The following is a 20653-nucleotide window of genomic DNA, read 5'->3' as shown; positions in this document are numbered from 1 at the left end:
TTTATTACTTTCGTGCGCGACGTTTAATTTATAAATTTTATAGATGCGTTCATAAATTTTGGATTTTGCAACAGACGACTGAATAAGAACACATGCCATTGTTGGTTATGCTGGTGGAAAAATCCCTGACAGTATTCTTGTAAGTTATTATCCAATTCAGTTGTTTTAGAAAAAAAACTTTTCTTATTAAAATGTTGTATACCCAAAACTTGATCAACAACCAAACCGACATATTGGTCATTATGGTGAATACATAATACTTTTTGAGTCGGTGAAAACTGGCTACTCTGTCCTGATACATATTGAGTCAAATCAGAAACTGATAATAACCTTCCCCGAATATTGGCCAACCCTAAAACCCATGATTGAGTATTAGGAACTGGCGTATATTTTGGAGGATAGATCACTTCGGATACTTCCCCCAGCGGGGCAACAAAATATTGCCCCATCATCTCAAAAGCAATGCCTGACCATCGGTTGACTTCATTTTCATTAGAAACGTAGTTTTTATTTCCCCGTTTCGCAATGCGAAGCAATTCGATAAATCCATTTGCTGCCATAGAGCTTATCCTGCGTTGAGGTGGTGCTTAATCACTTCAATCAACTGTTTTTCATCTACCGGTTTTGTAAGATAATCTGCGGCACCCTGACGTTTACCCCAAACGCGGTCAGTGGCCTGATCTTTGGTACTTACAATTACAATCGGAATATGCTTGGTGGTTGCACCACGTGCAATTTGACGTGTTGCCTGGAAGCCATTCACGCCTGGCATGACCACATCCATCAATACCAGATCTGGCAACTCAGCCTGAGCCATGGTTACCCCATCTGCACCATTGGATGCTTCAATCACCTCAAAGCCGTGTTTAGAAAGAATCTCTCTAAAACGGAATGTTTCTGTCGGTGAGTCATCTACGATTAAGATACGCGCCATGCCAATTCCCCTAAAAAAATCAATTATTAAGCACTAATATGGTTACGGATTGCGTTAAGCAATTCATCTTTACTGAAAGGTTTAGTCAAGTATTCGTCCGAACCAACAACACGACCTTTGGCCTGATCAAATAAGCCATCTTTACTCGAAAGCATAATCACAGGAATATTCTGATAATTTTGAGAATTTTTAATCAACGCACAAGTTTGATAACCATCTAGACGAGGCATCATGATGTCTACAAATACGATGTCTGGATTGGCTTCTGCGATTTTTGACAAAGCTTCAAAACCATCTACCGCAGTCACGACTTCATATCCTTCGCGCTGTAGAAGAGTTTCTGCTGTACGACGAATGGTCTTTGAGTCATCAATGACCATAACTTTTAGATTTTGGAATTTATCGTCCATTTTGACCCTTCCCATTTTAGAAACGATGCGCCATAAGGCTCATAGGATTATTTTATTACGATCGATAAACATTTTTAACACAAATCCACTTGTATTATCAATGAACATTTTCTACACAAGTGTGCAAAAATAGCGGGTTTTCATTAACCATTTCACATTTTTATTTTGCCATTGCTTTTTTTTTGACTGACGGTAGTTTTTAATTCGTGAATTTGAGTCTAATATAGCATTATTATTACTTTAAAATAAGTAATTTAGTCAACTTTCAATTGGGGAGCCAATGATGAGTCAGTTTTCGGAAAAACTTGCTTTCATTGATAAAAATAAAATGACTGGCCGATTCATATTTGCAGTGACACTTTTTCTTCAGGTCACCATTTCTTATGCCTCAACTAACCAGCCACCGAAAGCCACCTGGTACCGCTATTATGATAATAAAGGCGTGGCCAATATCAGTACTAATGTTACCCCCAACCATATCCGCTATGGCTATGAAGCACTTGACCAGAATATGCAGGTCATTAAACGTGCACGTCCTTATAATGTCGATAAAGATATTAAACAGGCACCGCAACGTGCCCAGCAGGCTCAGCGCATTGCAGAAGATCAAAAACTGAAACGTGCCTATACCAATAGCCATGTCGCTCTACAGAAAAAGAATGAAAGTCTGAGCCAACTCAAAAAACAGATTGCTTTTCAGCAAGAACAGATGAAACAGTTGCAGCAAGACCGGGTCATGTTTGTACGCCAAGAACGTGAATATTTACGTAAAGGCAATAATCCACCGGCATCTTTAAAAGCTAACCTTGAAAACAACCAGAAAAACCTGATTTCTCAAAAAGAAAATATTCAATCTTTACAAACTCGCTATCGAAATATGGAAGCGGAATACGACAGAATTATTGCCCGTTTAAAAGCACTTGAATAAACACAAATAACTTGTTGTTGCTTTAAACGACCACAAGTGAAAAGGATTAATATGCCATTTGCACAGCATTTTCATATTTCAAAGACCCCTTCTTCGCGCTCTGTATTGATGGTGAGTGCACTTTGCTTAAGTCTTTTTCTAAGCGGCTGCAATAAAAATGAATCTACACCGCAAGCCGAAAGTCCCAAAACAATTGAACTAATTCTTCAGGATCTGGTAGCTGTAAAAACAGGTACTTCAATCCAGAAATCCGCATTTACCGGCACTATTCGCGCAGTCAACCAAAGCAGTATTCAAGCGCAGGTTTCGGCCACTGCCACCAGTGTTAATGCTCAGGTCGGTGACAATGTAGCTAAAGGTCAGGTACTGGTTCGCTTAAATAATCAGGACAATGCCGCACGTCTGGCTCAGGCCCGTGCCAATCTGGCATCTACCCAGGCACAGGCCAATCAGGCGCGTAACATGATGCAGCGCAAAAAGCGCCTGCTCGACCAAGGCTTTATTTCTAAAGTTGAATATGAGCAAAGTCAGGTTGACTATCAGGCCCAGGTTGAAAATGTCCGCGCACAGCAAGCCAATGTCGATATTGCCGTAAAAGCCGATCGTGATGGCATTATCACCAGCCCGATTAGTGGCGTGATCACCCAGCGTCAGGTTGAGCCCGGTCAAACCGTGGCGATCGGACAAACCCTGTTTGAAATCGTAAATCCAAATCAACTGGAAATTCAGGCCCGTGTCCCGAGTGAGATGCAGTCCAGTCTGCGTTTAGGTAGCAAAATTGAATACCAGATTCAGGGCAATCCAAACACATTTACCGCTGCTATTAGCCGGGTATCTCCAATTGCTGATCAGGCTAGTCGCCAGATTGAATTCTTCGCCAGACCAAATGAAAGTATTCCCTCTTTAAGTATTGGCTCTTTTGTTGAAGGCAATATTCTGAGTTCTCAACAAGTTTCTGGTCAGATCATTCCCCTCGATACCATTCAGGATATCCAGAATAAACCTTATGTCTGGGTTATACGTCAAAACAAAATTATTAAAGTGAATGTTCAGGTTCTGGAACAGCGCTACAACCAGAATACTGCAGTGATCCAGGGTCTGGAGACAGGTGATCAGGTCAGCCGCATTCCATTTACCGAGGCAGATCTCAACAAGCCAGTGACGCTGCGTTCCAACTAATCAGACAGGATCATTAATATGTGGTTTACCCGAATTAGTGTGAAGTATCCCGTCTTCACCATTATGATGATGTTCTGTTTGATGGTACTTGGATTGGCTTCCTGGCAGCGCATGGGTGTAGAAGAATTTCCGGATGTAGACTTTCCCTTTGTCGTGATTTATACCAACTATCCAGGTGCTTCCCCAGAAACCGTTGAATCGGAAATTACCAAAAAACTCGAAGACCAGATCAATACTATTTCTGGTTTAAAACAGGTAATTTCACAATCCAGTGAAGGCCTGTCGATGATCACGGCTGAATTCAATCTGGAAGTGCCTTCAACTACAGCGGCACAGGATGTCCGTGACAAAATTGCCTCAGTCACCGCTGAATTCCGTGATGAAATTCAGGAGCCAGTCGTCGAGCGTTATGATCCGACTGCCAATGCAATCATGTCGATCGTATTTGAGTCCGACAATATGGGTTTAAAGACACTAAGCTCCTATCTGGATCAGCGCATTGTTCCACAACTGAGAACTGTTCCGGGTGTAGGTACCGTCAACCTGCTCGGTGATGCACAGCGCCAGATTCGCATTCAGGTTGAACCACAGAAACTACAAGCTTTTGGCATTGGCGTGGATAGCGTCATCAATACTCTGAAATCTGAAAATATCGAAGTTCCGGGCGGTACATTAAAATCTGGCAACTCGGAACTGGTGATTGAGATCAATTCCAAAGTCCTGCATCCCCTCGCCTTTGGCGATCTGGTCATTGCCAATAAAAATGGTGCACCGATCTTTCTGAAACAGGTCGCAGAAATTGAAGATAGTCAGGCAGAACTTGAAACTGGTGCATTTCTGGATGGCAAGGCTGCAGTGGCTGTCGACATTCTGCGTAGCTCTGATTCTAATGTTATTGAAGTAGTAGACAGTACCTACAAAACTCTTGAAAGCATTAAAGCCCAATTGCCACAAGGAACCACCTTAAAAGTTGTGGTGGATTCTTCAAAAAGTATCCGCGGCACCATTGGTGATGTTGCGCGTACCATTATTGAGGGTGCGGTTCTTGCTGTGCTGATTGTTCTATTATTTTTAGGTTCTTTCCGCTCAACGGTCATTACTGGCCTCACTTTACCGATTGCATTGCTCGGAACTTTGACCTTTATCTGGGCTTTTGGTTTCAGCATCAATATGATGACCTTATTGGCCCTGTCTTTAAGTATCGGTTTGCTGATTGATGATGCAATTGTAGTACGGGAAAATATCGTACGGCATACCGATATGGGTAAAGACCATGTTACTGCCGCGCTGGACGGCACCAAAGAAATTGGTCTTGCCGTTCTGGCAACAACACTGACCATTGTCGCGGTATTCTTGCCTGTTGCATTTATGGGCGGGATTATTGGGCGTTTCTTTTATCAGTTCGGTGTGACGGTGAGTACCGCCGTTCTGATTTCCATGTTTGTCAGTTTTACCCTTGATCCAATGTTGTCTGCACATTGGGCAGAAAAGAAAAAAGATCCAAATAAAAAGCCAGGTCGAATTAAACGTTTCTTTAACTGGATTTCAGGCAAATTAGACAATTTAAGTCATGTCTATGAAAAGCTATTGAAACTAGCTTTACGCTTTAGATTCATTACCATTGTGATTGCAGTGGCGTCTTTGTTTGGCGCTTTAGCCCTATCAAAACTGATTGGCACCGAGTTTGTACCCGTACCAGATAAGGGCGAAATCCGGATCAAGTTCGAAACTCCGGTCGATGCTTCACTGGAGTATTCACAAGCCAAACTACAACAGGTCGATAAAATCGTACGTCAGCATCCTGATGTACGTGCAACTTACGGTGTAATTAATGGTGTGACCGATCGCGGTAAAAACCATGTCAGCTTACGTGTCACTGTGACGCCGCGGACTGAACGTGAGAAAAGCTTGAATGATCTCAATAATGAGTTCCGTCAGCGTTTACAGTCTGTAGGCGGTATTACCATTACTTCTGTAGCTTCTGCGGATGAAACCGTATCGGGTGGTCAAAAGCCGATTATGATTTCAATCAAAGGGCCGGATTTGAATGAACTACAAAAGATTTCCGATCGCTTTATGGTCGAAATGGCTAAAATTGATGGCATTGTCGATCTGGAAACATCCCTGAAAGAGCCAAAACCGACCTTAGGTGTACAGATCAATCGCGTTCTGGCCAGTGATCTTGGTTTGTCAGTCAATCAAATTGCCAATGTGGTTCGCCCACTGATTGCCGGCGATGATGTCACCACCTGGCAGGATGAAAAAGGTGAAACCTATGATGTTAACTTACGCCTGACCGAAGACCGGCGCACCCTGCCAAGTGACCTGCAAAATATGTATATCACTTCATCTAAAATGGATGGCAATAATCAGCCGATTTTGATCCCGCTTTCTAGCGTCGCGAATTTTGAAGAAAAACTGGGAGCTTCTCAGATTAATCGTCGAGATCTGGCGCGTGAGGTGCTGGTTGAAGCAAATACCTCTGGACGCCCTGCAGGTGACATCGGTACTGACATTAGCAGACTTCAGGATAGTTTCGACATGCCGCCGGGTTATAGTTTTGATACCCAAGGCGCCAATGCAGACATGGTAGAATCCGCAGGTTATGCGCTCACTGCGATTACCCTGTCGATTGTATTTATTTATATCGTATTGGGTTCACAGTTCAACAGCTTTATTCACCCTGCTGCCATTATGGCTTCATTACCCTTGTCATTAATTGGTGTATTCCTGGCGCTATTCCTGTTTAATTCGACCATGAACCTGTTTTCAATTATCGGTATTATTATGCTGATGGGCCTGGTGACCAAAAATGCGATTCTGCTTATCGACTTCATCAAGAAAGCCATGGATCGGGGTGAAGCCCGTTATGATGCGATTCTGAATGCCGGCAAAACCCGTTTACGTCCAATTCTGATGACCACCAGTGCCATGGTCATGGGAATGGTGCCGCTCGCTCTGGGCTTAGGTGAAGGTGGTGAACAAAGTGCGCCTATGGCACATGCCGTGATCGGTGGAGTGATTACTTCTACCCTGCTGACCTTGGTGGTTGTTCCAGTGATTTTCACTTACCTGGATGACCTTAAGAATTTTATGCTGCGCCAAGCCCGTAAAATCATGGCATAATTTAAACCATCACAATGAGGTGACATTCAAGAATGTTCACCTCATTTTTTATTGTATAATCTCTGCTTTAACGCTTAATTTTTTAGGACAGTTTCCATGCGCGCGAGTCGCTTTTTATTTGCAACGTTGAGAGAAACCCCGAACGATGCTGAAGTTATTTCACATCAGCTAATGCTTCGTGCCGGTATGATTCGTAAGTTGGCTTCAGGTTTGTACACCTGGCTGCCGATGGGCGTTCGCGTATTAAATAAAGTTGCAGCGATCGTTCGCGAAGAGATGAATAACGCGGGTTCACTCGAAGTCTTGATGCCTGTGACCCAACCAGCTTCTCTTTGGGAAGAGTCTGGTCGTTATGTGCAATACGGTCCTGAACTATTACGTTTTAAAGATCGTCATACCAATGACTTTGTGCTTGGCCCAACACATGAAGAAGTGATCACTGATCTGGCACGTAATGAGCTAAAAAGTTACAAACAACTGCCTGCAAACTTCTACCAGGTTCAAACCAAGTTCCGTGACGAAATTCGTCCTCGTTTTGGCGTAATGCGCTCACGTGAATTCATCATGAAAGATGCCTATTCTTTCCATGCGGATCAGGAATCTCTGCAAGAAACTTACGACAAAATGTACGAAGCGTACTGCAAGATCTTTACCCGTTTAGGTCTGGATTTCCGTCCAGTACAAGCGGATACCGGTTCAATCGGTGGTTCAGGTTCACACGAATTCCACGTCTTGGCTTCAAGTGGTGAAGATGATATCGCCTTCTCAACTGAATCTGATTATGCGGCTAACATCGAAATGGCTGAAGCGATTCTGGTGGGCGAACGTGCTGCTCCGGCTCAAGAACTGAAAGTGGTTGATACCCCAAATCAGAAAACCATTGCTGATGTATCAAATTTCCTTGGCACTGATCCTGCGCATTCAGTAAAGGCATTACTGGTTCAAGGCGTTGCAGCTGAAGAAGGTAAAGCAGCTCCTGTCGTTGCCCTGTTCCTTCGTGGTGACCATGAACTGAATGAAATTAAAGCCGAAAAGCATCCAAAAATTGCTGCGCCTTTGGCTTTTGCTACTGAAGCTCAACTTGCTGAACTAGGTTTAACTGCTGGTTTTGTAGGTCCACAAGGTTTAGTAGAAAAAGGCCTAACAGTGATTGTTGACCGTGCTGCTTCTGTACTTTCTGATTTCGTCGCAGGTGCAAACGAAGCAGACAAGCATGCAACTGGCGTGAACTGGGAACGTGATGCGCAGTTTAGCGAAGTTTATGACCTGCGTAATGTGGTTGAAGGCGATCCTTCTCCAGATGGTAAAGGTACACTTCAAATCAAACGCGGTATCGAAGTAGGTCATATCTTCCAGTTAGGCAAAAAATACTCTGAAGCTTTAGGCTGTAAAGTCTTAGGTGAAGATGGCAAACCATTCACTGTAACGATGGGTTGTTATGGTATCGGTGTGACACGTGTCGTAGCATCTGCAATTGAACAGAATTACGATGAAAAAGGTATCATCTGGCCGACTGCGATCGCTCCATTTGAAGTGGCAATTGTGCCAATGAATGCGCATAAATCACCTCGCTCTTTAGAAGCAGCTGAAAGCTTATATGCAGAACTGCAAGCTGCTGGTTTTGACGTATTGCTTGATGACCGTAACGAGCGTCCAGGTGTGAAATTCTCTGATCTTGAATTGACTGGTATTCCACATCGCATTGTGATTGGTGAAAAAGGTCTGGATGCAGGTACTTTTGAATATAAAGGTCGCCGTGATGCAGAATCAGTAAATCTTTCAAAAGAAGAACTACTAGCAAAAATTGCGAAATAATTTTTTTCTGAATCAATAAAAAATCCCGCCTAGAGCGGGATTTTTTATGTCTCTAACTTAGCAGAACTTATGCCCGCCAAAGCAGTTTGAGGTCACATTCTGGTTCTGTAGCAGCTTGTCCATTAAGGTTAAAGTTGCAGGAGTACCTGTTGCATAATTGGTAAACTTACCCACATCAATATTCAGTTTACGAACCACGGCTACATTCGCAAGAGATCCTAAAGCTTCACCAACACTGACATCGATTAAGTTTTCAGGACGTAACAGAAACTCAGAAATTGCAGTTGCTACCTGAGGTAATACGAATGAAATATCAACTTCATCTGTGGTTTTTAACACACCCAATTGAATCGGGTCTTTAAATGATAGCCACCAACCTGGCTTGGCAATATCAGCCGCATCCGCACCTTGCCAATGCACATTCTGACTCTGTAAAGACAAATAACCGCCTGTGCCATTTAATGGAATATTATGGATCATATTTAGAGCCTGAACAAAGGTGATGTCCATATTCAGGTTATCCAGACTTGAACCAGCACCCATTTGAAAGAAAGAATGTGTTCCTAAATTAAGAAATCCAATTAATGGATCAAACTCTACATACAGCTTATCTTTTGAAAAATCTGGTGTACCAATCACATCACTTGGCAAAGTTGAACCCGTTAAAGCCTTTGCTAATGGAATCGAAGCAATAGTAGAACGGATATTACTTACAGTCGCTGACTTTAAGCGTTGCCCAGTCACGACAGTTTCTGGCATAGTAAAGTCTACCCGCATGGAAGGCACTGTAATCCCGGTATGGCCATCAGCACCTGGCTTACTGGTAAAAGTACGTGTTTGTCCTAAAGCCTTTAGATTCCCTGAGATTTTTTCATCATTTGCAATACCAAAGGTTCCCGCTTTTGTAACAGACTCACCAGTGGTTTGCGCCATTTTCATATAACCACTAAAACTTTTGAGGCCATCATTCGGATTTTCGATGTTGTCAGTCCCCATGGTTAAGAGTCCGACAATTTTATCTGCACCTAGACGAAAACCGACCACTTCACGGGTAGAAGCACTTCCACCATTTTTAATTGCAAACTCAACAAAGGGATTACTCACACTGGCACTGGTATTAGCACGGTCGCCTGAAAAGACAGGGTTACCTTTATCATCAAGAGAGGTATTTAAGCCACTCAAAGCCAAGTTAGAAATATCAATATCACAACCATTAGTATTCCCAATACTGTTATTCGTTCCACCACAACCAAGCTGCAAAGTTTTGATATTAATATTCAATTCCATTAAAGCTTCAATACTTAGCTTATGGAAGTTAATTCCTTGTGATGAATCATAAGCATTTTCCAAATTTAATAAGGCCTGTGCATCAACTGCCGATAAAGCCTCATCGTCTAAGGCTGTCATTGCCATCGCCTGTTGAGTAAGGCCCATTAAAGTGACAATCAAGCTATTCAATATTATTTTTTTCATGAAATCATCCCTTATTTCAGCGCGGTGTAATGCCTAGCGTACTGCGCATGGTTCCGCCTGTGAGTGCAATTGTTGCTATATTCTGCATATTGCCATTTGTGGTCATGGCCATGTTGGTTCTAAACGGCTCGATAATCTTCTGATCTTTATTAAATTTAATTTGATTATCTAAAGTAACAGTATCTTCACTCACGCCTATTTTGGTGATTAATCCTAAATTCCCTTCCATACGATTAAAGTTAATCGCAGAAGTATGAACTGCACCTGTACTATCTACATCTTCATTAATCAGACTAAAATAACTACCAAGATTATTAACATCACCTTTTTCTGTAGAAGTTAATGTTCGGAACTTAAAGTTTGCATCCAACGATAAATAATTTTCGCCTGCTACATCCAGTCCCGGAATAATCATTAACTCACCACTACCATCAAGCATCATGGCAATTGTTGTTAATACATCATCGCGTTTAGAAAAGTTGTCATCAGGAACAAACTGATCACATTTATTGCCTGATACACAGTTATATTTAGATCCCGGTAATTGGCCAATTGCCACTTCAGCTTTAGCTGCGATCAGCAATTTATCAGCTTTTACATAGATGCCTTTATCTTCATAACCAATCACCCCTTTGGATTCAATAAAGGCATCAATATTTCGAAGGCCAGCATAATAGTTTCGCGCATGGCCATTCTCTACACCACCATCAATTAAAAGAATTGAAGTTGTACTTGGTGCTCCAGTTTTGGCATCCTTTCCATAACCTTCAGTTGATGCCATCACGTTATAGGCAATACCATTCTTGTCACCGTCATATTTTGTACCCGACAAGGCAACATTGGCATTCAGGTTGTAAATTGGAATACCAATTCCCCAAGAACCACTATTCCCGGAAATAATACCAGTATCATTAGAAATAAAATTTGCTTTGGCTGCAATCGACTGGAAATCCATACCCCGTATGGCGATTAGTGCAAAATCCTGATTAGCAGACGTACTGCTTAAAGTTTGCTGCAAAATCGGATTACTTTGTCTAAGTGTTGACTTAATATTGTCATTAACTAAAAATTCTAGGCTCTGTGCCTGAATTGTATTGATATAAATATCGCCAAAATCAATATAAGCATTATTCTTTCCAGTTAATGAACGTAATTCATTAAACTGAACTGCATAGCTTCCTTTACCCGTATGACCAATTTCCAAAGTCGTTGGCTTTAAACCCTGTGCTGCTGCCACTTCCTGATTGGTAAAATCAGCTGATAAACCAAGATGCAAGCCACCTTCACCTGCGTTATAGCTTGAAACACTCTGATCTTGTCGCGTCAGCACACCACCAACTTTATTACTTATATCAAAAGAATTCAGTTTTGACTGATCGGCACCTAACGACAAACGTGCATTACTCACTGCACCCGAAATACCATAGCGCATGATATTTTTTAAATCGCCATCTCCATTCTGATAGCGTAAATCAAAGTTTAATCCAGCTGTTTGCGCACCAGTTGTTCCTACAGCCACTGGTTTTAAATTAATTAGATGGTCTTGTGTGCCACTTTTACTGGAGAGTACGATGCCTTGTGTCGGGTCTATATACATATAGCCCGTACCAGCGAAGTTAAAATTAAAGTTATCTAGAACTAAGCTATTTGTACCTAAAGTATGTTTGATCGTGGCATCTTGCAAATTGAAATCGATAGTAGCTGTTTCATTCTTATTGAATAAACCTGCTGTCGTATGAAGCACCATTTTAAATGGACTATCAATCGCAAGACCTAGTTTGCCCAAATTTTGATTGTTTTCGACACAGCTTGTTCCAGCACAATCCTTACTCACAATTTTAAAATCTGCATTGGCACTAAAGGGAGCTACGCTTGCTTCTAGACGGATCCCTGCACCAGCATCGGTCGCACCGACATCAAACTTAAGCTGGCTTAAAATCGCATTTTGATCTTTGCCTAAGATTTCTACTTTATGCAATCCCAGTCCCATCTTGGTATTTACATCAGCATTCGGGTCATACCAATTGAGCTGTTCAACTTCTACTTTTGATACCTCGTGTGTAATCGTAATACCGTCTTGACCAGTGATATGACCCAATTCTTGTTCTTCAATCAGCTCTAGTGCATAACTATACTGTGCCAAACAGACACATGCCGTTAATAATTTAATTTGTGATTTTATTTTTTTCATTCTTTCATCCCTATGCTGCATCCATGCAGTTAGCAACGGCTTTGTGCACTCCCTGCTGAGCAGTTAAAGCCAAATATTTTTAAGTTTCCTGACATGTGCATGTTGCCGTGCATATTGAGACCCATAAAGCCCTTCTCACGTCCCCGGTCAAATTCTGGAACATCTGCTGAGGCAGTGGTATATGTACCGTCCGCTTTATAAACACGATTGGTGAAGGTCGTATACTTCTCTGAATTGGCATAGCCTTCTTTATCGCCCTCACCGGTTCCGGTTTCAATAGCCAAAGTATTAAAACCCAAGTTTCTTATTTTTAGAGGTTTATCGTCATAAAAAGTGATTTTCATGGCTGTTTGAGGATTACCTGCCGCATTAGTAATCGTGGTGCCATCGATAGAAAACTTATCAATTTGCAGGGTGCCTTGTATGCCTTTAAATACCAGCCATTTTTTATTGCCTTGGGCGTCGACATGATTGTTAGGAGAAATCGCCAAGCGACAAAACAAGGTGTTAATTCCACAATCTGTTGTTGGCTTGTAATACACTTCTAACTTATTAGCGACCGTTTCAGAAATTTGAGATTTTGTTAAATCAGTAGCGTATTGATGGTTGAGTGACAAGGTCCAGCTTAAATCCGCTCCGCCTTGACCCGTTTCTGCTGTCATTTGCTGCGAATCAAGACTGACTAAGCCGGCTTGTGTCGCTAAAGAAATCCCTAGAACTGTAGCAAGCATTAAATTTTTCAACATTGCCCTATTCCTTTATAGACCTGTAGTTTTTATTTTTAGATGTTGAATCAACACACCGTCAATCACTGCTGAACCAAAATTCCTCATTGAGTTATCAGTAGCTCCCCTAAATACCACACCAGTAGCATTATTATCATCTTTTGCCTTCAGCATATTGGTATTGGCAATACGTTCAACAGAACCAATGGCGATACTACTGTGAGTTGCATCGCGTCCTTGATACAAGGCAATGCTATCTGAAGCTTGAGCTTTAATTTCAGTACCACACGTATATACATTACATGTAGAGCCTAAAAGTGCTTCTGATCCTAAAAAGCCACCTTTTCCATCTGGATAACGCTGATAAATCCGGTTGTAAATATCTGGAATTTTAGGAATACGCGTCACTTCCAAAATAATATTATTTCCTTCCGAACCCACGACAAAAGGCTGGTACATACTTCCTAGTACCAAGTTGATATTCGGGCTATATAAATACAATCCCTCGGTATCATGAAATATAGGAGCTGCAGAGCCATTTAAAGCAGGAGTCGGACCATCTCCATCAAGATTATTCTCTTTTGCTGCACTACTAATACGAATCCCTTTACTGTTCAAATTGTTTGAATCACTGGTCAAAGTAGAGGGATCATCATTAGTATTGAGTCGGATCAGACTCGCCAGGCCCAAGGTTTGACTATATGCAAGATCAGGCGATGTAAGAGTTTGAAATAATCGGACTTGTGAACCATTCATGCTCAAACCATTAGCAATAAATTGTGCACGAAAGCGTTCAGAAATATCTAAGCCTGAAGTAGGTGCTCCAGTAGCATAATCTACGGTATTACTTGAATTTAAAGAACGCGAGAAAATATCAGTCCAAAAACCTAGTTTAATATTATTATCTGCTTCATTTGCAGCAACTGTTGCAAGAGGTGCTTCCAAAGCTAGATAGCCCACTTCTTTTCCAGTATCCGTAAACTGTTTTACTGTTTCGGCTCCGGCATGAAATAACCAAGGATTGCTGGCTGTTCCCCAATTAAACCCCTGATTGCTATAGCGGCTACTGAGCGAGTTATCACTTTTTGATAGAGCCAAACCATAGATAAATACATCAGCCTTCGTACGTAGCGTACTGACTGAGGCACCCATTGCAGCTTCTTTGGCCGCTGTTGTTGCGCTCGCTTTAACCGCCTGCTCCATAGCAGTCACTGCATTTTTTGCCTGAATCAGTGCATACCTATCAGCTTCAATTGCTAGTTTTTCTTGAGTCCTGTTTTCAACAATCGTTGTTACCCCAGGATCGATCAAATTACTTCGGGATCCTACAGCCTGAGTCCATTTATTATTAAGAGAAACGGATGCCCGATTCCCCCATAATAATTCAATCATTTCATAAGTATTGGCTAAAGCATATTCAGCCGACTTATTCTTTAGACCAAGAGTAGATTCCAATGACCCTGGTTTGGTTATTGTTCCATCATTACTTAGAGATAAAGGCCAAAGGTTACCATCATAATAATCTTGATAACGCTGATCATAATATTGCTTCATTAAAGCGGAATTACGATATTCTTCCACAATACCATTACGTGCATTAGCACCAATTTCATTACGGATTGCGGTTAAAGTCGTATTATAGTTTTGAGTTTTATAGGTACTGACACTATTGTCATAAGTCGTTTGATAAAGATTGGCATTTGCACTAATACCATTTAAATAGCTACTCGCATACACTCGATCATAGACTTTATTATAGGCACGCTCACCTAATTGAGCATAGTTTTCTCCAGTCGGAATAATACGAATAAAGCCTGTGTCTGCCTGACCTGGATTGGCAATGTTTCGTGCATAGCTTGAACCGCTGGAAGCATCATTCGGTGCCTGAAAAACCATTTTAAAGTCATCAAGTACCAGGGCAACACCTTCACCGGTAGTATCAGAAAGAGAAGAATCAGTTAATTCCTGCATTGCATGTGCAGATGGCAATAATCCTAAACCGATCATCATTGCCAAAAAGCTTTTACGAAATTGAAATTTAGCTTTTATTTGAGCCATCTCGACCTATCCTTCTTATCTGATGCTCCGCATCTTTATCCTTCAGCTTCCCAGCCTTCAATTTTTGATTTTTATGATGCTTGGCACATCTTTTTTATATATTCATTCTTCATTATGCTTATTTTTAGCAGGATTACCAAAGCCAAAAGACCAAAAACCCCGAGTTTCCGATGAATGAAACAGCAAAAAAAATAAGCGAGGCATTAGCCTCGCTTATTCAATGCTTTAAAACTATTAAGCTTTAGGCAAAGTAACGCCTGTCTGTCCTTGGTATTTACCACCACGATCTTTATATGAAGTTTCACAAACTTCGTCTGATTCGAAGAACAACATTTGAGCCACACCCTCACCGGCATAAATACGTGCAGGCAGGTTAGTCGTATTCGAAAACTCTAGCGTGACATGACCTTCCCACTCAGGTTCAAGTGGAGTCACATTCACGATAATGCCGCAACGTGCATAAGTCGATTTACCCAAGCAAACGGTCAGTACATTTCGTGGAATACGGAAGTATTCTACTGTACGCGCTAAAGCAAATGAGTTGGGTGGAATGATACAAACATCCGATTCAATATCGATAAAGCTTTTTTCGTCAAAGTTTTTCGGATCGACAATTGCAGAGTGAACATTGGTGAATACTTTAAACTCACGCGCACATCGCACGTCATAGCCATAGCTTGAAACACCATAAGAAATCAGCTTTTGACCATTTTCATCCAGACGAATCTGGTTTTCTGCATACGGTTCAATCATGCCGTGTTTTTCGCTCATTTCGCGAATCCAACGATCAGACTTAATTGCCATTGATATAATCCAAAAATCTTAAAAATAAGTAATTGCGACGTACTTTAACTGAAATTGACACTAATGAAAATAAGCGAAATTCTGACAGCTAAATTTCAGGAAATTTAGCTGCTTTTTCAGGTTTAAAGACTGAGGAGTGCTGAATAGGATAAAGGTACAGAAAAGCTCATTAAAATAATGGAAGCGGTCTTTTGTAAGTTCTTTTGATTCAGCCAGCGATTGTTTTTTCTGGCCAATAAGCTACCTAAAAAGGTCCAGAAAAATGCGATAGGAATAAGTAATGCCAAGAATGCCAGCATATAAGTCACATAATATTGACTGCTTTTCCACACCATGACCGGGAAAATAGCCGAAGCAAATAATAATGCCTTAGGATTCAGCAAAGTCGCCAAAAATAGTTCCCGTGCCCGAATCGAAATACATTGAAAATTTTCACCAAGTTCTGCGGTACGCCATAATTTTAAAGCTAAAAATAGAATATAAGCAGCACTACAGAGTTTGAGAATATGAGGTAATTCCGGTAAATAGATCGAGATTTTACCAATCAAAAAGCCCCAGAATGTAATTGCGATGAGATAGCCGAAAGCTTCTGCAGGAATAAGGCGAAAAGTTTTTCTAAATCCAACTTGAATACCTGACGATGCCAATAAAGTATTGGTTGGGCCCGGTGTTAATAGAATGGCTGCCACTAAACCAATAAATAACCATGAAATCATAGTTTGACCTCGCTCTTAGGTATTAAGCATAAAATAATCCGGTCAAATCTGCAAAAAAATAATTGTAAGAGAACATATTAAAAAAAATTATATTTTATTTTTTTATTTATTTTCATATAATTATATAAAAATAAAAGAAAATTTTATTTCAGTCAATTTTGTCAATTTATAAAGCTATAAGCTCATCATAAAATTGCTATAAAAGTAGAAGTTTCAATAGAGTATTCGGACTTAAAATTCCTGAAATACTAGTCTCTACAACATGAAAGAAAAATCATCCAAAACTTTGAAATGATTATTTCTGGTAACCTTTGATTGAATTTTAGCCAACTAAAAATCCCTGCTCTTACGTATGAACTTTGCACACTTCTAGAAAAAGATTTGGTGATGGGAGCAACTTTTACCTAACTCCTAATGATTAAATTTTCACTCTCCATTTAAGATGTCTATCTTGCTCAATTTGTTCAACATATTGATAAAGCAAAATTTCGAAAAAAATGCTATTAAAGGTATTCAGACAAAATAATTGCTGTTAAATTGTACAAGGACAACAATTGATAATTCACATTTTTTAACATCCAGACGGTTTAGTATATTGTTGTTTTAATTATATTTTAAGAACTACAGAATAATATCAGGAGTCATATATGAATAAATGGATCAAACTTTCAGTCATGAGTTTAGCGCTATCAGGTGTAGTTGCTTGCTCGAATGATAATGCACAAAATAAATCAGATAATCAGGCTGCGTCTGGCGAGAGCGTAGCTGTAGATAAACTGCAAACCCGATTTGTCAATATTGCGACAGGCGGTGCCTCAGGTCCTTATAATGTCATCGGGACAGGATTGGCTGAAATCTATAACAAGACCTACGGCGTAAGTTCCAAAACTCAGACCACTGGGGCTTCTGTCGAAAATCTAAATTTATTAAAACAGAACAAAGTTGAAATGGCCTTTGTCATGAGCGACAGCTTAACTGAAGCAATTAATGGTCAAGGCAGTTTTAGTTCTAAAATTGACAACGTGCAGCAGATCGCTGCTCTTTATCCAAACTATGTACAGATTGTCACTTCAAAACGTTCTGGCATCAAAAATATTGAGGATCTCAAAGGCAAACGTATTGCAGTGGGCGCCCAGAATTCAGGTGTAGAAGTGAATGCCCGTACTCTATTGAACGGTTTTGGTATCACTTATAAGGATGTCAAAGTAGATTACTTAGGTTATGCCGAAGCAGCAGATGCCTTAAAAGGTGGCAAACTGGATGCGGCCTTCCTGACTAGTGGTCTTCCAAACTCTTCTCTGATGGAACTGCAACAGGGCTTTGATCTGCAACTGGTGAGTATTAATCCAGATAAAGTGAAAGCGATTGCCAAAGATCAGGCGTATTTCCTGCCAATGACCATTCCTAAAGAGACCTATGGCAATGCTGAGGATATTCCTACAGCTGCGATCATGAATGCGCTGGTGGTTCGTTCTGATCTCTCTACAGATGATGTATATAAGCTAACCAAGACGTTCTTCTCCAGCTTGGATCAACTCGCCAATTCACATCAGGCTGCTAAAGAAATCACTTTAGAAGGTGCACAAAAAGGTCTGGTTGCTCAACTGCATCCGGGCGCGCAAAAATTCTATGATGAGAATAAAGCGAACTGATGAAATGGATACAAGGTGCAGCGATTGCTGCACTTTTTAGTTTGGCTGCTTTTTTTATTACCTATGTTTGGATGACATTTCCGTATATTTTTGTGGAAGTGAAAGAGCAAAATTTTCAGTGCAAAATTGACCAGAAATCTTTTCAGCTCAGCTGGATGCATTCGGTAGAAAGAACACAGTGGAAAGAACGTTATCTTCTAGACAAGGACCATTTCATTCTGACAGATACTCAGTTCATTTCATTTGGTGCGGGTACACCTGATCAAGGTACTATTACTCGACAGGATGATGGCAACATCCATATGCAAATCAACCGAGAGATGAAAGAACTCAACTGGGTCATTTCACGCAGAATGCGGGGACAAATTGAGAGTGCTGATCGGATATGGAATATTTATCAGGATTTTCCCGACTACAGCACGGTACAACTTTCTATAAGAAAAGACAGCCTATGGAAAAAAAGAGGTTTAAATGATTGCCTATGAATCCACAAGAAACAAGAAATGTGACCGAAGCACTGGATGATCAACAGCAACAAGAATTATTAGAAAAATTTGACCGTGAATCTGTCACTCGCAACCCGAATAACAAATCGGTTCGCTGGTTTATTGCTACCCTGGCAATATCCTATTCTTTATTTCATCTTTATATTACTTTTAATCCCTTACCCGAACTGATCCAGCGTGCGGCGCATGTATCCATTGGTCTGGCGCTGATTTTCTTGTTATATCCAGCACGTCAAGCAAGTAGCCGACAAAAAGTCGCATGGACAGACTGGATTTGGGTCATTGCCTCTTTTGCTTCTTTCTTTTATCTGTTTAAAGAATACCAGGCCATTATGACCACCCGGGGAGGCATTCCCAATACGCTGGACATTGTCTTCTCAATTATGACGGTAGTATTGGTGGTTGAGGCTGCTCGAAGGGTAATGGGCTGGATGTTGCCGATCTTGGGACTGATTTTCTTGAGCTATCCATTTGTCAGTCATTTTGACTGGATGCCGGATCGCTTGCTCACTCGCCCCTATACATTCAGTGATATTTTCGGGCAAATGTATCTGAAGACTGAAGGTTTATATTCTTCAGCCATTGGTGCTTCAGTCACCTTCATTTTCTTGTTTATCCTGTTTGGTGCCTTTCTGGCGAAATCAGGAATGGGAAAATTATTTAATGATCTCGCCATGGCACTTGCCGGGCATAAGCAAGGTGGGCCAGCCAAAGTTGCTGTCATTTCCAGCGGTTTTATGGGCAGTATTAACGGGACGGCGGTTGCCAATGTCGTAGGAACAGGCTCATTTACCATTCCTTTAATGAAGAAAATTGGCTATCACAAAAACTTTGCCGGTGCTGTTGAAGCAAGTGCTTCTGTTGGCGGACAGATCTTGCCGCCAGTAATGGGTGCCAGTGCCTTCATCATGGCAGAAACCACGGGTGTCAGTTATGGCACGATTGCCTTAGCTGCGGTATTACCTGCCCTGCTGTATTACCTCGGTGTGATGGCACAAGTCCATTTCAGAGCAGGTCGAGATCATCTGAAAGGCGTACCGAAAGCCGACTTACCACGAGTCAAAGAAGTCCTAAAAGAACGAGGACATTTATTATTTCCAATCGTTGCTTTAGTGTTCTTCCTATTCCAATCCATTCCGGTTAGCTATGCGGCTGTGTATACGATTTTATTGACCATTGTGGTGGCAGCATTCAGAAAATCGACCCGCATGGGACCTAGGGAAATTCTGGAAGCTTTAGCTGATGGCGCTAAACAATCACTTTCCGTGATGGCGGCCTGTGCGGTCGTGGGTATTATTATTGGTGTGGTGAGCTTGACCAGTTTTGGCTCGGTGATGACTTCTTCGATCATGAGCATTGGTGCCGGCAGTCTGTTTCTGACCCTTTTCTTTACCATGATTGCATCGATGATTCTTGGTATGGGCCTACCATCTATTCCTGCCTATATCATCACCGCAACGATGGCTGCTCCGGCTTTAGCCAACTTTGATATTCCAATCCTAGTCGCGCATATGTTCGTATTCTATTTTGGCCTGTTTGCCAATATTACCCCTCCCGTCGCCTTAGCCGCCTTTGCTGGTGCGGGGATTGCCGGGGGTGACCCAATGCGGACTGGATTCCTGGCCTTGCGCCTATCCCTAGCCGGATTTATTGTGCCCTTCCTGTTTGTCTATAACCCGGCGATGCTGATGATTGATACAACAGATATTGCCGTGAATGCCAAAGAATTTGCCTTACCGGCATGGAATGTCATTTTAAGCATTACCGTAACATCCATTGTCGGCATTCTGGCACTTGGCGCTTCAGTCGAAGGGTATTTTAAAGCTAGCATGAACTGGTTCTGGCGCATTTTCTTGGGGGTTGGTGCACTCATGATGATTGTCCCTGAGACCATGACCGATATTATCGGCACCATCATGGTGATTATTGCGATAGGCTTTAATATCCTTCAGGCAAGAAAAGAAAATACAATCACGACTAAAACCTCATAAAAAAAGAGAGCCTCAGCTCCATTGCTGTCCCACAATTTTTCACAAGAGGAAGCTCAAATGAGCTTCCTCTTGTTTTATGGGTATTTTATCGGGTGAAAATAAAGCTTTTAAAGTTCTTCTTTCAAACAAATTCACTTGAATTATT

General features: G+C 41.4%; 16 protein-coding genes. 7 read left to right on the top strand and 9 right to left on the bottom strand.

Features of this window, described 5'->3' with window-relative positions; all coding sequences use genetic code 11:
- Window positions 1-23 precede the first annotated feature (23 nt).
- Genes FTV31_RS09660 through pilG form a run of 3 tightly spaced genes read right to left on the bottom strand, consistent with a single transcriptional unit; the run spans window position 24 to window position 1344 of the window.
- Entirely contained in the window at window positions 24-560 is a 537-nt protein-coding gene (locus FTV31_RS09660) for a chemotaxis protein CheW (RefSeq protein ID WP_159123371.1), read from the bottom strand.
- Between the two features lie 5 nt (window positions 561-565).
- Window positions 566-934: a response regulator gene (locus tag FTV31_RS09655; protein WP_004784985.1), complete on the bottom strand. Its 369-nt coding sequence runs from the start codon at window positions 932-934 to the stop codon at window positions 566-568.
- 26 nt (window positions 935-960) lie between these two features.
- Window positions 961-1344, bottom strand: a complete 384-nt coding sequence (gene pilG / locus FTV31_RS09650) for a twitching motility response regulator PilG (protein WP_004784987.1) — start codon at window positions 1342-1344, stop codon at window positions 961-963.
- A 283-nt stretch (window positions 1345-1627) separates the two neighbouring features.
- Here pilG and FTV31_RS09645 point away from each other — a divergent pair, with 283 nt between their 5' ends.
- The 4 genes from FTV31_RS09645 to FTV31_RS09630 all read left to right on the top strand — a co-directional run bounded on the left by FTV31_RS09645 (window position 1628) and on the right by FTV31_RS09630 (window position 8392).
- Window positions 1628-2272 carry a hypothetical protein gene (locus tag FTV31_RS09645; RefSeq protein ID WP_180014553.1) on the top strand — a complete coding sequence of 215 codons (645 nt, stop codon included), beginning with the start codon at window positions 1628-1630 and terminating at the stop codon, window positions 2270-2272.
- A gap of 51 nt (window positions 2273-2323) precedes the next feature.
- Window positions 2324-3451: an efflux RND transporter periplasmic adaptor subunit gene (locus tag FTV31_RS09640; RefSeq protein WP_180014551.1), complete on the top strand. Its 1128-nt coding sequence runs from the start codon at window positions 2324-2326 to the stop codon at window positions 3449-3451.
- 18 nt (window positions 3452-3469) lie between these two features.
- Window positions 3470-6577 carry an efflux RND transporter permease subunit gene (locus FTV31_RS09635; protein ID WP_180014549.1) on the top strand — a complete coding sequence of 1036 codons (3108 nt, stop codon included), beginning with the start codon at window positions 3470-3472 and terminating at the stop codon, window positions 6575-6577.
- A gap of 96 nt (window positions 6578-6673) precedes the next feature.
- Window positions 6674-8392, top strand: coding sequence for a proline--tRNA ligase (locus FTV31_RS09630; protein WP_180014547.1), 1719 nt, complete (start codon window positions 6674-6676; stop codon window positions 8390-8392).
- 57 nt (window positions 8393-8449) lie between these two features.
- Here the strand turns inward: FTV31_RS09630 and FTV31_RS09625 are convergent, their stop codons facing one another.
- From FTV31_RS09625 to FTV31_RS09600, 6 genes are all read right to left on the bottom strand, one after another.
- On the bottom strand, window positions 8450-9865 hold the full coding sequence (locus FTV31_RS09625) for a hypothetical protein (RefSeq protein WP_180014546.1): 1416 nt from the start codon (window positions 9863-9865) through the stop codon (window positions 8450-8452).
- 16 nt (window positions 9866-9881) lie between these two features.
- Window positions 9882-12056: a DUF6160 family protein gene (locus FTV31_RS09620; RefSeq protein ID WP_180014544.1), complete on the bottom strand. Its 2175-nt coding sequence runs from the start codon at window positions 12054-12056 to the stop codon at window positions 9882-9884.
- A 29-nt stretch (window positions 12057-12085) separates the two neighbouring features.
- A complete protein-coding gene (locus tag FTV31_RS09615) occupies window positions 12086-12802 on the bottom strand; it encodes a hypothetical protein (RefSeq protein ID WP_180014542.1) in 717 nt (238 codons plus the stop codon).
- Window positions 12803-12814: 12 nt separating this feature from the next.
- Entirely contained in the window at window positions 12815-14839 is a 2025-nt protein-coding gene (locus FTV31_RS09610; protein WP_180014540.1) for a hypothetical protein, read from the bottom strand.
- A gap of 234 nt (window positions 14840-15073) precedes the next feature.
- A complete protein-coding gene (gene dcd, locus FTV31_RS09605; RefSeq protein ID WP_004785008.1) occupies window positions 15074-15643 on the bottom strand; it encodes a dCTP deaminase in 570 nt (189 codons plus the stop codon).
- A gap of 122 nt (window positions 15644-15765) precedes the next feature.
- The gene (locus tag FTV31_RS09600; RefSeq protein ID WP_180002152.1) at window positions 15766-16359 is read right to left on the bottom strand and encodes a LysE family translocator; all 594 of its coding nucleotides are present in this window, start codon (window positions 16357-16359) and stop codon (window positions 15766-15768) included.
- A gap of 647 nt (window positions 16360-17006) precedes the next feature.
- On the opposite strand from FTV31_RS09600, the gene FTV31_RS09595 reads away from it, so the two are divergent.
- Genes FTV31_RS09595 through FTV31_RS09585 form a run of 3 tightly spaced genes read left to right on the top strand, consistent with a single transcriptional unit; the run spans window position 17007 to window position 20508 of the window.
- A complete protein-coding gene (locus FTV31_RS09595; protein ID WP_180014537.1) occupies window positions 17007-18011 on the top strand; it encodes a TAXI family TRAP transporter solute-binding subunit in 1005 nt (334 codons plus the stop codon).
- The gene (locus FTV31_RS09590) at window positions 18011-18496 is read left to right on the top strand and encodes a DUF1850 domain-containing protein (protein WP_180014535.1); all 486 of its coding nucleotides are present in this window, start codon (window positions 18011-18013) and stop codon (window positions 18494-18496) included. The genes FTV31_RS09595 and FTV31_RS09590 overlap by 1 nt, the downstream gene beginning before the upstream one ends.
- A complete protein-coding gene (locus FTV31_RS09585; protein WP_180014533.1) occupies window positions 18493-20508 on the top strand; it encodes a TRAP transporter permease in 2016 nt (671 codons plus the stop codon). Before FTV31_RS09590 ends, FTV31_RS09585 begins: the two co-directional genes overlap by 4 nt.
- The last annotated feature ends 145 nt before the right edge of the window (window positions 20509-20653 follow it).

This window comes from Acinetobacter sp. YH16031 (assembly GCF_013417335.1).
Classification (GTDB): domain Bacteria; phylum Pseudomonadota; class Gammaproteobacteria; order Pseudomonadales; family Moraxellaceae; genus Acinetobacter.
The sequence above is the reverse complement of the archived record's forward strand: the minus strand, read 5'-3'. Positions and strand labels throughout refer to the sequence as shown.